Below are 17349 nucleotides of genomic sequence, written 5' to 3'. Positions count from 1 at the left end.
GCTCGCCGTCGCTGAGCACCAGTTCGGTCTTCGGTCTGCCTCTCGCCATTGCCGTATTTCCGTCGCCAAGATACCGCAATGGCTTGCAATATTAATGCCATCTATTTCTGGGACGAAACATTAGGACAACGCTGAATAAATCCCCGCGATGCAGCGCGCCCTGGTTTGGGATGGGCTGCAAGGCGCAAACTGCAGCCGTAGCGGGGCTACGGCGAGGATTTACAACGCCGCAGACCGCCCAAAGCAGGGATGCGCTGCGCGCGAGGGACTTGTTCAGCGTTACCTTAGGCCCGCGCGCTCTTCACGAGCGCCGCGATCCGCGGCGTCGCGTTCACCGCCACCAGCTCGATCTGCGGATTGGCCTTGGCGAACACGCGGAACAGCTCGTCCGTGAAGCCGTGGCCCACGTCGGTGACGCCGTCGAAGTCGATCTCCGCGCGCTTGAAGGCGGCCAGCCGCGAGCCCACGCGGCGGGCGGCGGCGCGGGAGTCCAGGGCCTGGCCCTCGGTCGTCAGCAGCCGCAGCTGCACGCGGGTCTGGTCGAACTCGATGCCGTCGCCCGCCCGGCTCCAGGCGTTCATGACGCCGTCCAGCGTGCGCGTCGTGTTCAGCGCGATGGCCATGTAGATGCTGCTGCCCTGGCGCGGCAGCGCGCGGCCTCGTCTCCAGCCGCCGCTCTCCCAGGCGCGGCGCTGGTAGGCGGTGTTGTTGGCGTGGATGTCGAACACGTCGGCCAGTTGGCTGCTGAAGAACAGGCCGCGGCCAGTGTGGGCGTCGGGCGCGCTGGTCAGCCGGCCCTTGCTGAGTTCCAGCATCGCGTGCTGCGGGTCTTCCAGGCTGAAGGCGCTGCAGATCCGGTCGAAGACGCCGCAGCCGTCGTCGCTGACCAGCAACTGCACATGGGTCGGCGTCTGGCGCAGCGACACGGTGACGCTGCTGCCGCCGGAGTGGTCGGCTGCGTTGTTGACCAGCTCGGTGAAGCCGTGCTGGATCATGCGCTCGACGTGCTTCGGCAGCGCGAAATGCGGCGCGAAGTCGCGCTGCCAGGGCAGGTCCTCCTGCAGGCCGTAGAGGGTGTAGCTGCGCGCGACCTGGCGCAGCGCCCCGGGCGCGTAGACCGGGCGGCGGCCGGTGCCGCTGCGCGCCAGCCAGCCGGCGTCGACCAGGCGCTTCAGCGCCGACAGCACGGCACGGTGGCTGGCGCCGGTGCGCTCCTCGACATGGGCCGCCAGTTCGTGCGAATGCTCGCTGGCCGCGGCGGTGATCCAGTTGGTGAGGTGGTCGAACACGAGACGCGTCATGGCGGGGCATTGTGGCCGTCCCGGCAACCAAGGGGGGTGGGGCGCGCCCTGACTCCATAGAATCCCCAGCTAGTTACGGCGCGGTTACCAAGTACGTTGGGAGCCGCAGTCGGCCCAGATTTCTCAACTCCACCGGGGAATTCCCATGCCTCTCGTCTCCATGCGCCAGTTGCTGGACCACGCCGCCGAAAACGGCTACGGCATCCCAGCCTTCAACGTGAACAACCTGGAGCAGGTGCAGGCCGTCATGGCCGCGGCCGACGAGGTCGGCGCACCGGTCATCCTGCAGGCCTCGGCCGGCGCCCGCAAATACGCCGGCGAGCCCTTCATCAAGCATCTGATCCAGGCCGCCTGCGAGGCCTTCCCGCACATCCCGCTGGTCATGCACCAGGACCACGGCACCAGCCCCAAGGTCTGCGCCGGCGCCATCGACCTGGGCTTCGGCTCGGTGATGATGGACGGCTCGCTGATGGAAGACGGCAAGACGCCGGCCTCGTTCGACTACAACATGGACGTGACCCGCCGCGTCGTCGAGATGGCGCACAAGGTCGGCGTCACCGTCGAGGGCGAGTTAGGCTGCCTGGGCAACCTCGAGACCGGCGATGCCGGCGAGGAAGACGGCATCGGCGCCGAAGGCAAGCTGGACCACAGCCAGATGCTGACCGACCCCGAGGAGGCCGCCGTGTTCGTCAAGGCCACCCAGCTCGACGCGCTGGCCATCGCCATCGGCACCAGCCATGGCGCCTACAAGTTCAGCCGCAAGCCCACGGGCGACATCCTGGCCATAGCCCGCGTGAAGGAGATTCACGCGCGCATCCCCAACACCCACCTCGTCATGCACGGCTCGTCCAGCGTGCCGCAGGACCTGCTGGCCATCATCAACCGGTACGGCGGCAAGATGAAGGAGACCTTCGGCGTGCCGGTCGAGGAGATCCAGGAGGCCATCAAGCATGGCGTGCGCAAGATCAACATCGACACCGACATCCGCCTGGCGATGACGGGCGCGGTGCGCAAGTTCCTGGCCGAGAACCCCGACAAGTTCGACGCCCGCGAGTGGCTCAAGCCGGCCCGCGAGGCCGCCAAGGCCATCTGCAAGCAGCGCTATCTGGAGTTCGGCTGCGAAGGCCAGGCCGGCAAGATCAAGGGCCGCACGTTGGCCGACATCGCCGGCGCCTATGCGCGCGGCGAGCTGGCGCAAAAGGTCCAGTGACGACGGCGCACTGCTTCACCTACGGCTCGCTGATGTGGGCCGACATCATGGCCCGCGTCTGCGGGCATGAATTCGCCAGCGAGCCGGCCTCGCTGGCGGACTACCGCCGCCACCCGGTGCGCGGCCAGGACTACCCCGGCCTGCAGGCCGCGCCCGGCGGCCTCGTGCCGGGCCGGCTCTACCGCGACGTGAGCGCCGCCGCCTGGGCGCGGCTGGATGCCTTCGAGGGCGAGGAATACGAGCGCGTCGACGTCGTCGTCGCGCGGGCCGACGGCGCGGCGCTGCCGGCCCAGGTCTACCGCTTCCGCACCGCGTTCGCCGGCCGGCTGCTGCCCGGCGACTGGGATGCCGACGCCTTCGCGCGCGAGGGCCGCGCCCGCTTCATCGCGCGCTACGCCGGCTTCGAGGCCCTGGCCCCGGGCCGCTGAGGCGCCCGCCCACCCCGCCCTCGCCGCCCGCGTGATGCCGCGCGGCGGCCCGGACATGCCGGCGATTTGACGCAGGTCAAATGCCCGCCCGGGCCAGGTTTTTAAGATTCATGCATTCTGTATGCATATTTAAAAGCCATGGCATCCAACCCCTCTCCCACCCCGGTCGACCTGCGCGGCCTCGCCCGCGAATCGCGGCCGGGCCGCGTCCAGGAACTGCTGCTGGCCCTCGACGCGGGCGGCAGCGCCGAGTTAATCGACGACAGCGACCCCAACCCCCTGCTGCTGCGGCTGCAACGGGAGCTGCCGGCCCGCTTCGCGTGGGACGCGCGCGAGGTCGGCGCCGGCGTCTGGCAGGCGCGGCTGTCGCGCGTTGCGCCCGCGCATGGCGAAGGCCGCTGCTGCGGCGGCTGTGGCGGCCACTGAGCCGCATCCATCGAGCACTTGAGAAGAGAAGGAAACCTCATCATGAAGTCCACGAAAAGGCTCTGGCGTTGGCTGGCGCTGATCTTTGTCCTGTCGTTCGGGGCCCTGGGCTATCTGGGCTGGCAGATCTATCTGTCGGCCCCGCCCATCCCGAACCGCGTGGTCAGCGCGGACGGCGACGTGCTGTTCACGCATGACCAGATCCAGCTGGGCCAGCAGGCCTGGCTGTCCGCCGGCGGCCAGCAGCTGGGCACGGTGTGGGGCCACGGCGCCTATGTCGCGCCCGATTGGTCGGCCGACTGGCTGCACCGCGAGGCCGTGGCCCTGCAGGCCAGGCGCCTGGCCGAGCAGCAGCAGGGCGGCCTGCCGGTCGGCGACGTGCAGCGCGCGGCGGTCGACCAGGCCGTGCGCGACGAGATGCGCCGCAACACCTATGACGAGGCCAGCGGCGACGTGCGCGTCACCGCCGAGCGCGCCCAGGCCATCCGCGCGGTGGCCGCGCACTACGAGGGCCTGTTCGGCAACGACCCGGCGCTGGACAAGCTGCGCGACCAGTACGCGATGACGGCCGACGCGCTGCCCGAGGCCGGGCAGCGCCAGGCGCTCACCGCCTTCTTCTTCTGGTCGGCCTGGGCCGCGGCGACGGACCGCCCCGGCGAGGCCGGCCTGTCCTACACCAGCAACTGGCCGCACGAGCCGATGGTGGGCAACACCATGAGCGCGTCGGCGGCGATGTGGTCCATGGCCAGCATCATCCTGCTGCTGGCCGGCATCGCGGCGATGCTGTGGCTGCACAAGGCCGACGAGGGCGATGAAGTCGCCGTCGTGCCCAAGGCCGACCCGCTGCTGGGCGCCAAGGCCACGCCGTCGATGAAGGCGACGCGCAAGTATTTCTTCGTCGTCATCGGCCTGATGCTGCTGCAGATCGGCATGGGCGCCATCACCGCCCACTACGCGGTCGAGGGCCAGTCCTTCTTCGGCATCCCGCTGGCGCAGGTCCTGCCGTACACGATCAGCCGCACCGTGCACACGCAGATCGGCGTGTTCTGGATCGCCACCGCGTGGCTGGCCACCGGCCTCTACGTCGCGCCGCTGCTGTCGGGGCGCGAACCCAGGCTGCAGAAGCTCGGCGTCGATGCGCTGTTCTGGGCACTCATCATCGTCGTGCTGGGCTCCACCATCACCGGCTGGCTGGGCACGCTGCAGCATCGCGGCGTGGACTTCAGCTTCTGGCTCGGCAACCAGGGCCTGGAGTACACCAGCATGGGCCGCGTCTGGCAGATCCTGCTCTTCATCGGCCTGCTGTTCTGGGTCTTCCTGCTCGGCCGCGCGCTTTGGCCGGCGCTGATGAAGCCCTCGCAGACGCGTGGCCTCATCGCCATGGTCTTCCTGTCGGCCACCTGCATCGGCGGCTTCTACGCCACGTCGCTGGCCTGGGGCCAGCACACCCACTACTCGATGGTCGAGTACTGGCGCTGGTGGCTGGTGCACCTGTGGGTCGAGGGCTTCTTCGAGGTCTTCGCCACCGCCGTCGTCGCCTTGATCTTCACCAACCTCGGCCTCGTGAGCGCGCCGTCGGCCAACCGGGCCATCGTCGCGGAGACCATCGTCTTCCTGTTCGGCGGCATCCTGGGCACGCTGCACCACCTGTACTGGACGGGCTCGCCCACGTCGGTCATCGCCGTCGGCGCGGTGTTCTCCGCGCTGGAGGTCGTGCCGCTGACGCTGATCGGCCTGGAGGCGCTGCAGACGTATCGCCGCTCGAAGAACGTGGCCTGGCTGGGCGCCTACAAGTGGGTCATCCTGAGCTTCGTCGCCGTGGGCTTCTGGAACACCGTCGGCGCCGGCCTGCTGGGCTTCGCCATCAACCCGCCGGCCTCGCTGTACTACGTGCAGGGCCTGAACATGACGGCGGCCCACGGCCATGCGGCGCTGTTCGGCGTCTACGGCATGCTGGGCATCGGCCTGATGCTGTTCTGCCTGCGCGGCCTCTACGACCGCGCCCTGCATGCCGACAAGTTCCTGAAGCCCGCCTTCTGGAGCCTGAACATCGGCCTGGCGATGATGGTCTTCATGTCGCTGCTGCCGGCCGGCATCTACCAGGCCTACGAGAGCATCACGCGCGGCCTGTGGTACGCCCGCTCGCCGGAGGTCATCCACTCCAAGCTGATGGAGACCCTGGTGTGGCTGCGCGTGCCGGGCGATATCGTGTTCGCCGCGGGCAGCATCTTCCTGGCCGTGTACGCGCTGTTCCTGCTGCGCCGCCGCGCAGCGGACCGCCTGCCGGCCGCAGGTGCGGCCCCCGCCCGCGGCCGTTGAAACGAGAGGACTTGCAAGCATGCGGCTCACCGCCTTCACCGACTACAGCCTGCGCGTGCTGATGTTCCTGGCCGCCGAGCCCGGGCGGCGGGCCACGGTGGGCGAGATCTGCGCGGCCTTCGACATCAAGGTCAACCACCTGACCAAGGTCGTGCACCACCTCGCCAGGCGCGGCTGGCTGGTCACCGTGCGGGGCAAGGGCGGTGGGCTGATGCTGGCGCTGCCGCCCGCGCGCATCGGCATCGGCCGGGTCGTGCGCGACACCGAGGGCCAGGCGCTGCCGGCCGAATGCTTCTCGGCCGAGGCCAGCCACTGCGCCATCGTCAGCCACTGCCGGCTGAAGGGCGTGCTGGCCGAGGCGGTGCAGGCCTTCTACGCGGTGCTGGACCGCTACACCCTCGCCGACATCACGGCCAACCGGCAGGAGCTGGTGCAGGTGCTGCGCTTCATGGCGCCGGCGGAGGCCAGGCCATGAGCGAGGCCTATCCCTACGACGGACCCGCCGAGCTGCGCGAGCCCATCCAGGCGGCGCTGCGCCGCGTCGTGGACCCCGAGGTCGCGATGTCCATCGTCGACGTCGGCCTCGTCTACGGCGTGACGGTGACGCCCGAGCTCGTGCAGGTGCGCATGACGATGACGTCGGCCGCCTGCCCGGCCACCGACGTCATCGTCGACGAGGCCTGCGCCGAGCTGGACCGCGTCGTCCCCGCCGGCCTGCGCATAGCCGTCGAGCTGGTCTGGGAGCCGCCATGGACGACCGACCGCATGAGCGCCCGGGCCAAGGCCTTCATGGGCTGGTAGGGGCGGGCGATGCGACGGCGCACTCCCGGCCTGCTGCCACGGCTGGCCTTCGCGGGCCTGGTCGCCGCGGCGCTGCTGGCCGGCATCGCCGGCGGCCTGGTGCGCGCCGGCGTTGCGGTCCCCGTGGCGGCCCCGGCGGTCGTCGGCCATGCCTTCCTGATGATCTGCGCCTTCATGGGCACCGTCATCGGCATCGAGCGCGCCGTGGCCGTCAAGCACGCGGCGGCCTTTGCCGGGCCGCTGGTCTCGGGCACTGCCGGCCTGGTCGCACTGGGTGGCGCGCCGGCTGCCGCCGCGTGGCTGGCCGCGGTCGCTGCGCTGGCCTTTGTCGGCGTGAACCTGGTCGTCGTGCGGCGCCAGCGCGCCACCCACACGCTGCTGCTGCTGGCCGGCGCGCTGGCCTGGGCCGCGGGCAGCCTGCTGCAGGCGCTGGGCCTGCTGGCCGGCGCGGTCGTGCCGCTGTGGCTGTGCTTCCTGGTGTTCACCATCGCGGCCGAGCGGCTGGAGATGACGCGGCTGATGCGCCGCCATGCCGGTGCCGGCCCGGCCCTGGTCGGCATGCTGGCCGCGGCGGCCTGCGGTGCGCTGCTGTCCGGCTTCGCGCCCGGCTGGGGCGGCCTGCTGTACGGCCTGTCTCTGGCCGCGCTGGCGGCATGGCTGGTCGCGTTCGACATCGCGCGCCGCACCGTGCGCGCCGCGGGCCTGAGCCGCTATATGGCGGTCTGCCTGCTGGCGGGTTATGCGTGGCTCTTCGTCGCCGGCCTCGCCTGGGCCGGCACGGCGCTGGGCCAGCCCTGGCGCGACGCGGCCCTGCATGCGCTGGCGCTGGGCTTCGTCTTCAGCATGGTGCTCGGCCATGCCCCCGTCATCCTGCCGGCCGTCGCCCGCGTGAAGCTGGCGTTCGGCTGGCCCTTCTATCTGCCGCTGCTGCTGCTGCATGCGTCGCTGGCCCTGCGCTTCGGCGGCGGCCTGTCCAACCCGCAGCTGAAGGCAGTCGGCGCCGCCGGCAACGCGCTGGCCATCGCCGCCTTCGCGCTCACGCTGGCCGTCTCGGCCATCGCCTGGAGGGCCATGCCCCGCCCTCGGAACCCCGCCCATGAACCCCCTGCTGAAAATTGAAGAACCGCCCCGGGCCGCGCCCGCGGGCTTCGCGCTGTTCGCGCTGGGCTTCCGGCCCTTTTACCTGTTGGCCAGCGTGTTCGCGGCGCTGTCCGTCCCGCTGTGGGCGCTGCAGTTCTCGGGGCTGCTGCCCCACGCCTACCTGGCCGGGCCGATCTGGCATGCCCACGAGATGCTGTTCGGCTTCACGCTGGCCGTGATCGTCGGCTTCCTGTTCACGGCCGGCCGCAACTGGACCAATCTGCCCACGCCCACCGGCTGGGCGCTGGCCGCGCTGGCGGCGCTGTGGCTGGCCGCGCGCGTGCTGGTGCTGACGCCCTATGCCGTGGCCGCCGCCGTCGCCAACGTCGCCTTCCCGCTGGCCGCGGCCGTCGGGCTGGCCCTGCCCTTCTTCAAGTCGAGGAACCGGCGCAACTATTTCTTCGTCGCGCTGCTCGCCGTGCTGGCGCTGGCGGCGGCCTGCGTGCACGCGGCGCAGCTGGGCGTCATCACGGTGCCGGGATGGCTCGGCATCCAGGTCGCGCTGGACGTGGTGCTCTTCATCCTGTCCGTCATGGGCGGGCGGGTCATCCCGATGTTCACGAACAACGGCGTGCCGGGCGCCGGCGCGGTCCGCGACGAGCGCGTCGAGAAGGCCGCGCTCGGCGCCACGCTGGCGCTGCTGGCCGCCGACGCGCTCGGGCTGCAGGGCACGCCGCTGGCCGCCGTCGCCCTCGTCGCCTGCGCGGCCCAGGCCGGGCGCTGGGCGCTGTGGCGGCCCTGGCAGACGCTGCACGTGCCCCTGGTGTGGGTGCTGCACCTGGCCTACCTCTGGGTACCGGTGCACCTGCTGCTGCGCGGCCTCGCGCAGTGGGGCTGGGTGCTGCCGTCGGTGGCCACGCATGCGCTGACCGTGGGCGCCGTGGGCGGCCTCGTCATCGGCATGATGACGCGCACCGCCCGCGGCCACACCGGGCGGCTGCTGAAGGCCGACCGCTGCGAGGTCGCCTGCTATCTGCTGGTGGCCGCCGCGGCGGCCGTGCGCGTGCTGCTGCCGCTGGCGGCACCGGGCCAGGCCGTGCATGCGGCGCTGGCGTCAGCCCTGCTGTGGTCGGCCGGCTTCGGCCTCTACGCGCTGCGCTACTGGCCCGTGCTCTCGCGCCCGCGCATCGACGGCCGCCCGGGCTGAACGCCATGGCCAAGAAATTCCCGATCAAGCCGGCCCATCCGGGCCGCATCTGCTGGGGCTGCGACCGTTATTGCCCGGCCGACGCCATGCAATGCGGCAACGGCTCGCTCGCCACGCCGCACCCGAGCGAGCTCTTCGGCGACGACTGGATGGATTGGGGGCCGGACGCGCGGCCGGCGCCGCAGGCCGACGACCCCGCGCCCGGCCCTCCCGAAGCTTGAGCGAGATCAAGGTCCATCGGGATGGGCCGAACAGAATGCGCCGTATGTCGAAGGGCTGGAATCGCGCGCGCCTCGCCACCAAGGTCGGCTTCCTCGGTGCCGCGCTGCTGTGCATCGCGCTGGCGTCCATCGGGCTGACGCTGTGGATAGGCTGGCAGCTGGAGGGCGGCGCCGCGGCGGTCAACGAGGCCGGGCGGCTGCGCATGCAGACCTGGCGGCTGGCCCACCAGGCCGCCGCCGCCGAGCTGCCGGCCCTGGTGCAGGCCTACGACGCGTCGCTGGACCTGCTGGTGAACGGCGACCCGGCCCGGCCGCTGTTCCTGCCGCGCGACGCGCGCACGCGGCAGGCCTACCGGCAGGTGCGTGAGTCCTGGCTGCAGCTCAAGGCCGCGGCCGGCGGAAATCCGGCGCCGACGGGCGCTCAGGCCGAGGCCCTGGTCAGGCGCATCGACGCGCTCGTCGACGTCGTCGAGGCGCGCATGGCGGGCTGGAGCTCGCTGCTGTCGAGCGTGCAGCTGGCGCTGGTGGGCATCGCCATCGCGGCGTCCATGATCTTCCTGTATGCCTCGCACCTGGTCGTGTTCGCGCCGGTGGACCGGCTGCGCCGCGGCCTGCAGGCGCTGGAGCAGGGCGCGCTGGGCGCGCGCGTCGCGCAGGATTCGCAGGACGAGTTCGGCGAGCTCGCGAGGGGCTTCAACCGCATGGCGCAGCGGTTGGAGGCGGTCTACCGCGGCATGGAGGACGAAGTGCGCGCCAAGACCGCCGACCTGCGCCTGCAGCAGCAGCGCCTGGCCGCGCTCTACGAGGCCACGGCCTTTGCCGCGAAGGCCGCGTCGCCGCGCGAACTTGCCAGCGGCTTCGCCGAGCGCATGCGCCGCGCTGCCACGGCCGACGCCGTGATGCTGCGCTGGATGGACGCCAGCCGGCAGCGCATGGTGCTGCTGGCGACCCAGGGCCTGCCGCCGGCCATGCTCGAAGCCGAACGCTGCCTGATCCCGGGCGCTTGCCACTGCGGCAGTCCCGAGCCCCAGGCCCGCGTGATCCCCATCGGAGCCAAAGGCAGCCATGGCTCGCACTGTGCCAAGGCGGGTTTCGTGGCCGTCACGACCGTCGCGCTGACGGTGCAGGGCCGGGTGATGGGCGAGGTGGACCTGCTGTTCCGCGAGATGCCCCAGCCGACCCAGGCGGCCCGCGAGCTGCTGGACAGCATGGCCAGCCACCTGGCCAGCGCGATGGACGGGCTGCGCAGGGAGGCGTTGCAGCGCGAGGCCGCCGTGGCCGAGGAGCGCGGCATGCTGGCCCGCGAGCTGCACGACTCCATCGCGCAGAGCCTGGCCTTCATGAAGATCCAGCTGCAGCTGCTGAAGGACGCCCAGCAGGGCGGCCGGGCCGTCGTGGCCGAGCGCCTCGTCGAGGAACTGGAGCTGGGCCTGAAGGAAAGCACGGCCGACGTGCGGGCGCTGCTGATGCACTTCCGCACCCGCACCGACGGCGACGACCTGTTGCCCGCGCTGCAGGCCACGCTGCAGAAGTTCCGGCTGCAGAGCGGCGTGCCGGCCGAGCTGGCCGTGGACGGCCACGGCGCGCCGCTGGCGGCCGACGTGCAGGTGCAGCTGCTGCATGTGGTGCAGGAGGCGCTGTCCAACGTCCGCAAGCATGCGCAGGCCAGCCAGGTGCAGGTGAGCCTGAAGCACCAGCCGCACTGGCAGATCGACGTGCGCGACGACGGCCGCGGCTTCGACCCCGTGCGCGACGTGCCGGACGACAGCCATGTGGGCCTGCGCATCATGCGCGAGCGCGCCGCCAAGGTGGGCGCCGCCGTGGCGCTCGAATCCCAACCCGGGCGGGGCACGCTGGTGCGCATCTCCCTGCCCGAATCCGAGGCCGTGCATCCATGAGTGCCGATCCCATCCGCGTGCTCGTCGTCGACGACCACACGCTGTTCCGCCGTGGCCTGATCGCGCTGCTGTCGACGCAGCCGCAGCTGCAGGTCGTCGGCGAGGCCGCCGACGCCGGCGCGGCCGAGCGCCGCGCCGCCGAGCTGCAGCCCCAGGTCATCCTGCTGGACAACCACCTGCCCGGCGTGTCCGGCGTGCAGGCCCTGCCCGCGCTGAAGGCGGCCGCGCCGGCCGCCCAGGTGCTGATGTTGACGATGAGCGAGTCCGAGGCCGACCTTGGCGCCGCGCTGCGCGCCGGGGCCTGCGGCTATCTGCTGAAGACGGCCGACAACCAGGAGCTGACCCAGGCCATCGAACGCGCGGCGCGCGGCGTGTCCAGCTTCAGCGCCGAGATGGCGGGCAAGCTGGCCACGGCCTTCCGCCACGAGGCCGAGGCGACCTCCATGGCCGCCGCGCCGCCGCCCGACCCGCTGGGCACGCTGTCGCCGCGCGAGCGCGAGATCGTCGACCTGATCGCCCGCGGCGACTCCAACAAGCAGATCGCCCGCGAGCTCGGCATCGCCGAGACGACGGTCAAGATCCATGTTCAGCACCTGCTGCGCAAGCTCGACCTGGATTCGCGCGTGCAGGCGGCGGTGCTGGTGACGCAGCAGCGGGCTTAGCTTCGACCGTTCTCATCTGGGAGGAGCGGGTTGCGCCAGGGAGCGGGGGTGCGCAATTGCTCCGTGTCCCCCGGGCCGGCAAGCCGGCCCTCCTCCTTTACCTGCGCAATTGCGCACCCCCACTCCCTGGCTTGCGCATGAGCGGTTTTCCGCGGCGAATACCGAGTGCACCGACAAGCAGGAGGGTGGGTGGGCCTGATGCGCAGGTAAAGGAGGAGGCCCGCGCAGCGGGCCGGGGGACACGGAGCATCAGGCCCGCCCGCCCTCCTGCGACCAACCTGAAGTCGGCGAACGCGTAGTTCTTTAGGACGAGGCCGCTGCACCCCTCGTCCTCCCAGCAGCCGGTGCCCCGCTGATCCTCCGGTGAATGTGCAGCGCGCCCCGCGCGCGGGACAGTGGCTGCATCGTCACTGAGGAGGAAAGCGCATGACCGCAACCCCCGTCGACCGCCGGGCCTGGTCGGTGCTGGCCGTCAGCACCCTGGCCTTCACCGTCTGCTTCATGGTGTGGATGATGTTCGGCGTCATCGGCATCCCGATCAAGAAGCAGCTCGGGCTGAACGCCACCGAGTTCGGCCTGCTGACCGCCATGCCGGTGCTGACCGGCTCGCTGGTGCGCGTGCCGCTGGGCATCTGGACGGACCGTTATGGCGGCCGCATCGTCATGGCCCTGTTGATGGCGGCCACCGTGCCGGCCATCTGGCTGATGGCCTATGCCACGCAGTATTGGCATTTCCTCGTCATCGGCCTCTTCGTCGGCCTCGCGGGCGGCTCCTTCTCGGTGGGCACGCCCTATGTCGCGCGCTGGTTCCCCAAGAGCCGCCAGGGCATGGCCATGGGCGTCTACGGCGCCGGCAACTCGGGCTCGGCGGTCAACAAGTTCGTCGCACCCGTGCTGCTCGTCAGCTTCGGCTGGGCCATGGTGCCCCAGGTCTACGCGGCCATCATGGCCGGCACCGTCGTGCTGTTCTGGCTGTTCAGCCACAGCAACCCGGCCCACCTCGTGGCCAGCAACGTCAGCTTCCGCGAGCAGCTGAAAGGCCTGAAGGACCCGCGCGTGCTGAAGTATTGCCAGTACTACAGCATCGTGTTCGGCGGCTATGTCGCGCTGGCGCTGTGGATGGTGCAGTACTACGTCGGCGAGTTCAGCCTCGACATCCGCGTCGCCGCGCTGCTGGCCGCCTGCTTCAGCCTGCCCGGCGGCGTGCTGCGCGCCATCGGCGGCCTGCTGTCGGACAAGTACGGCGCCCACAAGGTGACCTGGTGGGTCATGTGGGTGAGCTGGATCTGCCTCTTCCTGCTCAGCTACCCGCAGACCGACTTCACCGTCGTGACCATCGCCGGCGCCAGGACCTTCCACATCGGCCTGAACGTCTACGCCTTCACCGCGCTGCTGGCCGTGCTGGGCGTGGCCTTCGCGTTCGGCAAGGCCTCGGTCTTCAAGTACATCAGCGACGACTACCCCGGCAACATCGGCGCCATCAGCGGCATCGTCGGCCTGGCCGGCGGCCTCGGCGGCTTCGTGCTGCCCATCCTGTTCGGCGCGCTGCTGGACCTCACCGGCGTCCGCTCCAGCGCCTTCATGCTGATGTACGGCGTCGTCTGGGTCTCGCTGATCTGGATGTACTGGACCGAGGTGCGCCGCACCGACGTGATGGGTGCCCCTCGCCCAGCCGCGCCTTGCTGAACGCCGGCGCGTCTGGTCGGTCCCCCGCGGGGACGAGTCCGCCAGCGGCATCGAGCCGCAGGCGGACCCCGGCGGGCCGGCTTGGGGCGGCCCGGCGCTCGGCCCGGAATGCACTACTCATCCTCAACAAGGACAAGACATGAGCAAGAACGACATCGCGGACTGGCGCCCGGAAGACGACGCCTTCTGGGAAGGCATCGGCAAGCGCATCGCCTACCGCAACCTGTGGATCTCCATCCCGGCCCTGCTGTGCGGCTTCGCCGTCTGGGGCATGTGGGGCATCATCGCCGTGCAGATGCTGAACCTGGGCTTCCCGTTCAGCCAGGCCCAGCTGTTCACGCTGACGGCCATTGCCGGCATCGCCGGCGCGACGATGCGCATCCCGGCCTCCTTCCTGATCCGCCTGGCCGGCGGGCGCTACACCATCTTCCTGACCACTTCCATGCTGCTGGCCCCAGCCATCGGCACCGGCATCGTGCTGCAGCACAAGGACTGGCCGCTGTGGGCCTTCCAGCTGATGGCGCTGTGGTCGGGCGTGGGCGGCGGCAACTTCGCGTCGTCGATGTCCAACATCAGCGGCTTCTTCCCGAAGCGGCTGCAGGGCACGGCCCTGGGCCTGAACGCGGGCCTCGGCAACTTCGGCGTGACGACGATGCAGATCGTCATCCCGCTGGTGATGACGCTGCCGCTGCTGGGCGCGCTGGGCGGCGCGCCCGAGCTGCTGCTGAAGGACAGCGGCTGGATCTTCGGCAAGATCGCCGCCGGCACGCCGACCTGGATCCAGAACGCCGGCTTTGCCTGGGTGTTCTCGCTGCTGCCGCTGGGCGCGCTGTGCTGGTTCGGCATGAGCAACCTGAAGACCGTGTCGCCCGACACCGGCTCGCCCATCGTCGCCTTCGCCAAGATCACCTACCTCTACACGCTGGCCTTCGTGCCGACCGTCTTCATGCTCTGGCTCTACCTGCCCAAGCCCACCGGCCTGGGCCTGCTGAGCATGTGGGTGGCGATCCCGCTGGACATCATCATGGCGCTCACCGTCATGCGGCTGGCGGCCTTCGGCGAGATGAAGGAGGGCGTGAAGAAGCAGTTTGCGATCTTCGGCAACAGGCACACCTGGTCGCTGACGGCGCTCTACATCGTCACCTTCGGCTCCTTCATCGGCTTCTCGATGGCGCTGCCGCTGGCGATGAAGGTGATCTTCGGCATCAGCCATGTGCGCGACGCCAGCGGCGTGATGCAGCACACGCTGAACAACCCGAACGCGCCGACCGTGCTGGCCTATGCGTGGATCGGCCCCTTCGTCGGCGCCGCGGTGCGCCCCGTCGGCGGCTGGATCTCGGACAAGGTCGGCGGCTCCATCGTGACCCAGGTCATCTCGGCCGTCATGGTGTTCGCGTCGGTGGCCGTGGGCCATGTGATGCAGCAGGCCTACGCCTCGGCGACACCGGAGCAGTATTTCCCGGCCTTCATGGGCCTGATGGTGCTGCTGTTCGCGGCCAGCGGCGTCGGCAACGGCTCGACCTTCCGCTCGGTGGGCGTCATCTTCGACCGCCAGCAGGCCGGCCCCGTGCTGGGCTGGACCTCGGCCGTCGCCGCCTACGGCGCCTTCATCGCGCCGGTGCTGATCGGCGAGCAGATCAAGGCCGGCACGCCCGAACTCGCCTTCTACGGCTTCGCGGGCTTCTACGCCGTCTGCCTGATGCTGAACTGGTGGTTCTACCTGCGCCGCGGCGCGGAGATCAAGAACCCCTGATGGCCTTGAAGTGCTGGGGGCGGCTATTTCGCCGCCTCTGCGGCGACGTGGCCGGCCAACGTCGCCAGGAATGACCGGAGGCCGGTCAGCTCCGACAACTCCGAGTACGCCCCCGTGTCGACGGCGGTCTGCGGCGTCGCGATGACCGCCGCCGCCGAGTACAGCTGCTCACTGACGAGCTTGCCGCACAGCGTGTCGTAGCGCTGCAGGTAGGAGGACTCGGCGAACTCGGGGAAGACCTTGAAATGCGTTGAACTCTCGCGCACCGGAGCGCGCGACTTTTCCGCGTCCTCGACCACCATCAGCCAGCCCACGAAAGGGCGCGCCTGCCGGCCGAAGGCGCCATCGCGATAGGCGGTCCAGAAGTCGTGCGAGGTGCCGATGGCTTCCTCGGCGCGGTTGTTGAAGTTGTTGCTGAACAAGGGCCCGACGTGGCTCTTGAACTCCAGCGCGGCGATGAGGCGCCCCCGGTCCATGACCAGCAAGTCCCAGAGCTTGCTCGGGCGGAAGAAGCCGGGCAGCGTGAGCAGCTTCCGCTGGCGATGGATTTCTGCATGCGGCAGGCCGTTGGCCCTGACGACGTCGGCAACCAGCTCGGCGAAGTCATTCAGGTTGTTTCCGCCGGTCACGCTCGCGCGCTCGCCCTGGTCGGACCGCCCGGCCGCGTGCTGCTTCAGCCGGGCGTCGTCGCGTGACTTCCAGAACGCCTTGATGGCCGCCTGAGCTTTCTGTTCGTAGTTGCAGAGGTCAAGAGCCATGGCTTGTCGAAACAGGGGCAATCATTCGGCCAGCAACTTCATTTCATCGGCATCGAGCCCGAACAGCTCGAAAGCGGCAGCGTCGCAGGCTCGCAGGTCGCGGGCCTGCGCAGCCTCGATCAGCCGGCTGCGCATGGTCTCGCCGACCTCGGCCCAGCGAGGCACCCGGATGCGGCGAAGGTACTGGGCCTGAAAGCGCAGAAAGCCGCCGCGCATCGTCGTGGAATAGGCGGCGACGAACTGCCGGGCGACGGCCGACAGCAGCACGGCTTGAAGCGCGCGCAGATCCCAGTCGTCGGAAACGACGTAGTACAGGTTGTGGTGCGGGTAGAGCTGGCCGCTCTCGAAGGCGACATGAGCCGAGCCCTTGATGTCGGGGATCAGCAGCTTGGGGCGCGTGGCCAGCGCGGGCGTGATCCGGTCAATGGTGCGATACCAGCTCGCCGGCGACTTTTTCGCGACATGGCGGCCGGCGATGGCGGCGCGGTGCCGCTCCAGGTAGGCGCGCAGCTTGGGGTGGCGGGCCAGATCGGCCAGGCTGCCATCGTCTTCGAAAGGGTTGATCACGCCGATGCCGACCTTGCAGCCGGCCTCTTCGAGGCTGGGGAAGGTGGCTTCGAGGCGGCGCAGCAGCGCGCGCTTGCCGGAGGCACTGAGCACCCAGGGTTCGCTGCCCTGGCCGATACGCTCAATCGCGGCGACGCCTTGCGACTCGTCGGTTGTGCCCGTGCGCAGCTGCCGCGCGAGGGAGGCGAGTTGAGCCGGGTCCAGCGCGAGGGGCTTGGCAACCAGCGTGGCACCGGCTGGGGCTCTCTCGATCAGCGTGATGGCTGGATAGGCGATCACGTCGGCATCGAAGGCCGGCGTATCCAGCATGTCCACGTAGGCCTTGAGGTGGAAGTCCTTGGTGACCATCGCGCGCAGCGGGCCGCCGTATTTGTTCTTGGTCCAGCGGTCGGCGCAGATGAAGCTGAACTGCCCGCCGGCCTTGAGCAGACCCAGCGATCGTTCGATGAAAGGAACGTAGAGGTCGGCGCGGTCGTACAACGACGCGAAGCGCCGCCGGTACTCGGCCAGCAGCGGCGCGGGGATCAGCTCCTGGCGCACATAGGGCGGATTGCCGACCACGTAGTCGAAGCGCCCCTCAAGTTCGCAAAGCAGGAAGTCGCCGTGAATCAGCCAAGCGGAGGCCAGGCGCCGCGCCTCGGTCGCCGCAAGGCCATTCGCAAGGAGCAGGGCCAGCAACTTCGCTTCGGTGCTGGCGTGGCTGCTCCGGTGCAGCTCCACCGCGCGGATGCAGGGTGCCAGATCGGTCTGCCCGCCCGCGCTTCGATGCGCCCTCAGCAGGCGCTCGACGGCGGCCAGCAGGAACTCGCCGCCGCCGAACGATGGCTCCAGCAGGCGCTGGCGATGCAGTGGGCGGTCCGTCGTGTAGCCGGCCAGGTCCAGCATGAACTCCACCACCTCGCGTCGCGTGTAGACGGCGCCGCGCTCGTCGTGATCCGAATGATGGGCCAGCCGCTCCAGCGCATCGGTGATGGGACACAAGCCGGGAAGGCTGGACTGGAGGCTGGCGGAGGCGAGGGGCATGGTGTTCGG

16 protein-coding genes are annotated in these 17349 nt (G+C 70.1%); 13 read left to right on the top strand and 3 right to left on the bottom strand.

Translation table 11 applies throughout. From position 1 onward, the window contains the following. Window positions 1–284: 284 nt before the first annotated feature. Window positions 285–1301, bottom strand: coding sequence for an STAS-like domain-containing protein (locus NYP07_RS18275; protein ID WP_268153020.1), 1017 nt, complete (start codon window positions 1299–1301; stop codon window positions 285–287). A 145-nt stretch (window positions 1302–1446) separates the two neighbouring features. On the opposite strand from NYP07_RS18275, the gene fba reads away from it, so the two are divergent. The 13 genes from fba (at window position 1447) to NYP07_RS18210 (ending at window position 14992) form a co-directional block, all read left to right on the top strand. Then, entirely contained in the window at window positions 1447–2511 is a 1065-nt protein-coding gene (gene fba / locus NYP07_RS18270) for a class II fructose-bisphosphate aldolase (protein ID WP_268153019.1), read from the top strand. Continuing rightward, window positions 2508–2939 (top strand): gamma-glutamylcyclotransferase family protein, encoded by a 432-nt coding sequence (locus NYP07_RS18265; protein ID WP_268153018.1) that lies wholly within the window; start codon window positions 2508–2510, stop codon window positions 2937–2939. The genes fba and NYP07_RS18265 overlap by 4 nt, the downstream gene beginning before the upstream one ends. Before the next feature lie 138 nt (window positions 2940–3077). Next, the gene (locus NYP07_RS18260; RefSeq protein WP_268153016.1) at window positions 3078–3365 is read left to right on the top strand and encodes a DUF2249 domain-containing protein; all 288 of its coding nucleotides are present in this window, start codon (window positions 3078–3080) and stop codon (window positions 3363–3365) included. 42 nt (window positions 3366–3407) lie between these two features. Beyond that, window positions 3408–5684 carry a nitric-oxide reductase large subunit gene (locus NYP07_RS18255; RefSeq protein ID WP_268153014.1) on the top strand — a complete coding sequence of 759 codons (2277 nt, stop codon included), beginning with the start codon at window positions 3408–3410 and terminating at the stop codon, window positions 5682–5684. Between the two features lie 19 nt (window positions 5685–5703). Beyond that, entirely contained in the window at window positions 5704–6159 is a 456-nt protein-coding gene (locus NYP07_RS18250) for an Rrf2 family transcriptional regulator (protein ID WP_268153012.1), read from the top strand. Further along, on the top strand, window positions 6156–6485 hold the full coding sequence (locus NYP07_RS18245) for a metal-sulfur cluster assembly factor (protein ID WP_268153009.1): 330 nt from the start codon (window positions 6156–6158) through the stop codon (window positions 6483–6485). The genes NYP07_RS18250 and NYP07_RS18245 overlap by 4 nt, the downstream gene beginning before the upstream one ends. A gap of 9 nt (window positions 6486–6494) precedes the next feature. Further along, window positions 6495–7604, top strand: coding sequence for a hypothetical protein (locus NYP07_RS18240; RefSeq protein ID WP_268153007.1), 1110 nt, complete (start codon window positions 6495–6497; stop codon window positions 7602–7604). Further along, window positions 7582–8772 (top strand): NnrS family protein, encoded by a 1191-nt coding sequence (locus NYP07_RS18235; protein ID WP_268153005.1) that lies wholly within the window; start codon window positions 7582–7584, stop codon window positions 8770–8772. The genes NYP07_RS18240 and NYP07_RS18235 overlap by 23 nt, the downstream gene beginning before the upstream one ends. A gap of 5 nt (window positions 8773–8777) precedes the next feature. After that, window positions 8778–8993: a DUF3079 domain-containing protein gene (locus tag NYP07_RS18230; protein WP_268153003.1), complete on the top strand. Its 216-nt coding sequence runs from the start codon at window positions 8778–8780 to the stop codon at window positions 8991–8993. A 44-nt stretch (window positions 8994–9037) separates the two neighbouring features. Beyond that, window positions 9038–10891 carry a type IV pili methyl-accepting chemotaxis transducer N-terminal domain-containing protein gene (locus NYP07_RS18225; RefSeq protein ID WP_268153001.1) on the top strand — a complete coding sequence of 618 codons (1854 nt, stop codon included), beginning with the start codon at window positions 9038–9040 and terminating at the stop codon, window positions 10889–10891. Next, the gene (locus NYP07_RS18220) at window positions 10888–11553 is read left to right on the top strand and encodes a response regulator (protein ID WP_268152999.1); all 666 of its coding nucleotides are present in this window, start codon (window positions 10888–10890) and stop codon (window positions 11551–11553) included. Before NYP07_RS18225 ends, NYP07_RS18220 begins: the two co-directional genes overlap by 4 nt. A 426-nt stretch (window positions 11554–11979) precedes the next feature. Continuing rightward, window positions 11980–13239, top strand: a complete 1260-nt coding sequence (locus NYP07_RS18215) for an MFS transporter (protein WP_268152998.1) — start codon at window positions 11980–11982, stop codon at window positions 13237–13239. Between the two features lie 139 nt (window positions 13240–13378). Next, entirely contained in the window at window positions 13379–14992 is a 1614-nt protein-coding gene (locus tag NYP07_RS18210; RefSeq protein WP_268152997.1) for an MFS transporter, read from the top strand. A gap of 23 nt (window positions 14993–15015) precedes the next feature. On the opposite strand, the gene NYP07_RS18205 is transcribed toward NYP07_RS18210, so the two are convergent. Beyond that, window positions 15016–15750, bottom strand: coding sequence for a PaeR7I family type II restriction endonuclease (locus NYP07_RS18205; protein WP_268152995.1), 735 nt, complete (start codon window positions 15748–15750; stop codon window positions 15016–15018). Window positions 15751–15771: 21 nt separating this feature from the next. Beyond that, entirely contained in the window at window positions 15772–17340 is a 1569-nt protein-coding gene (locus tag NYP07_RS18200; protein WP_268152993.1) for an Eco57I restriction-modification methylase domain-containing protein, read from the bottom strand. Between the last annotated feature and the right edge of the window lie 9 nt (window positions 17341–17349).

This window comes from Pelomonas aquatica, from assembly GCF_026712205.1.
GTDB lineage: Bacteria > Pseudomonadota > Gammaproteobacteria > Burkholderiales > Burkholderiaceae_C > Pelomonas > Pelomonas aquatica.
The sequence above is the reverse complement of the archived record's forward strand: the minus strand, read 5'-3'. Positions and strand labels throughout refer to the sequence as shown.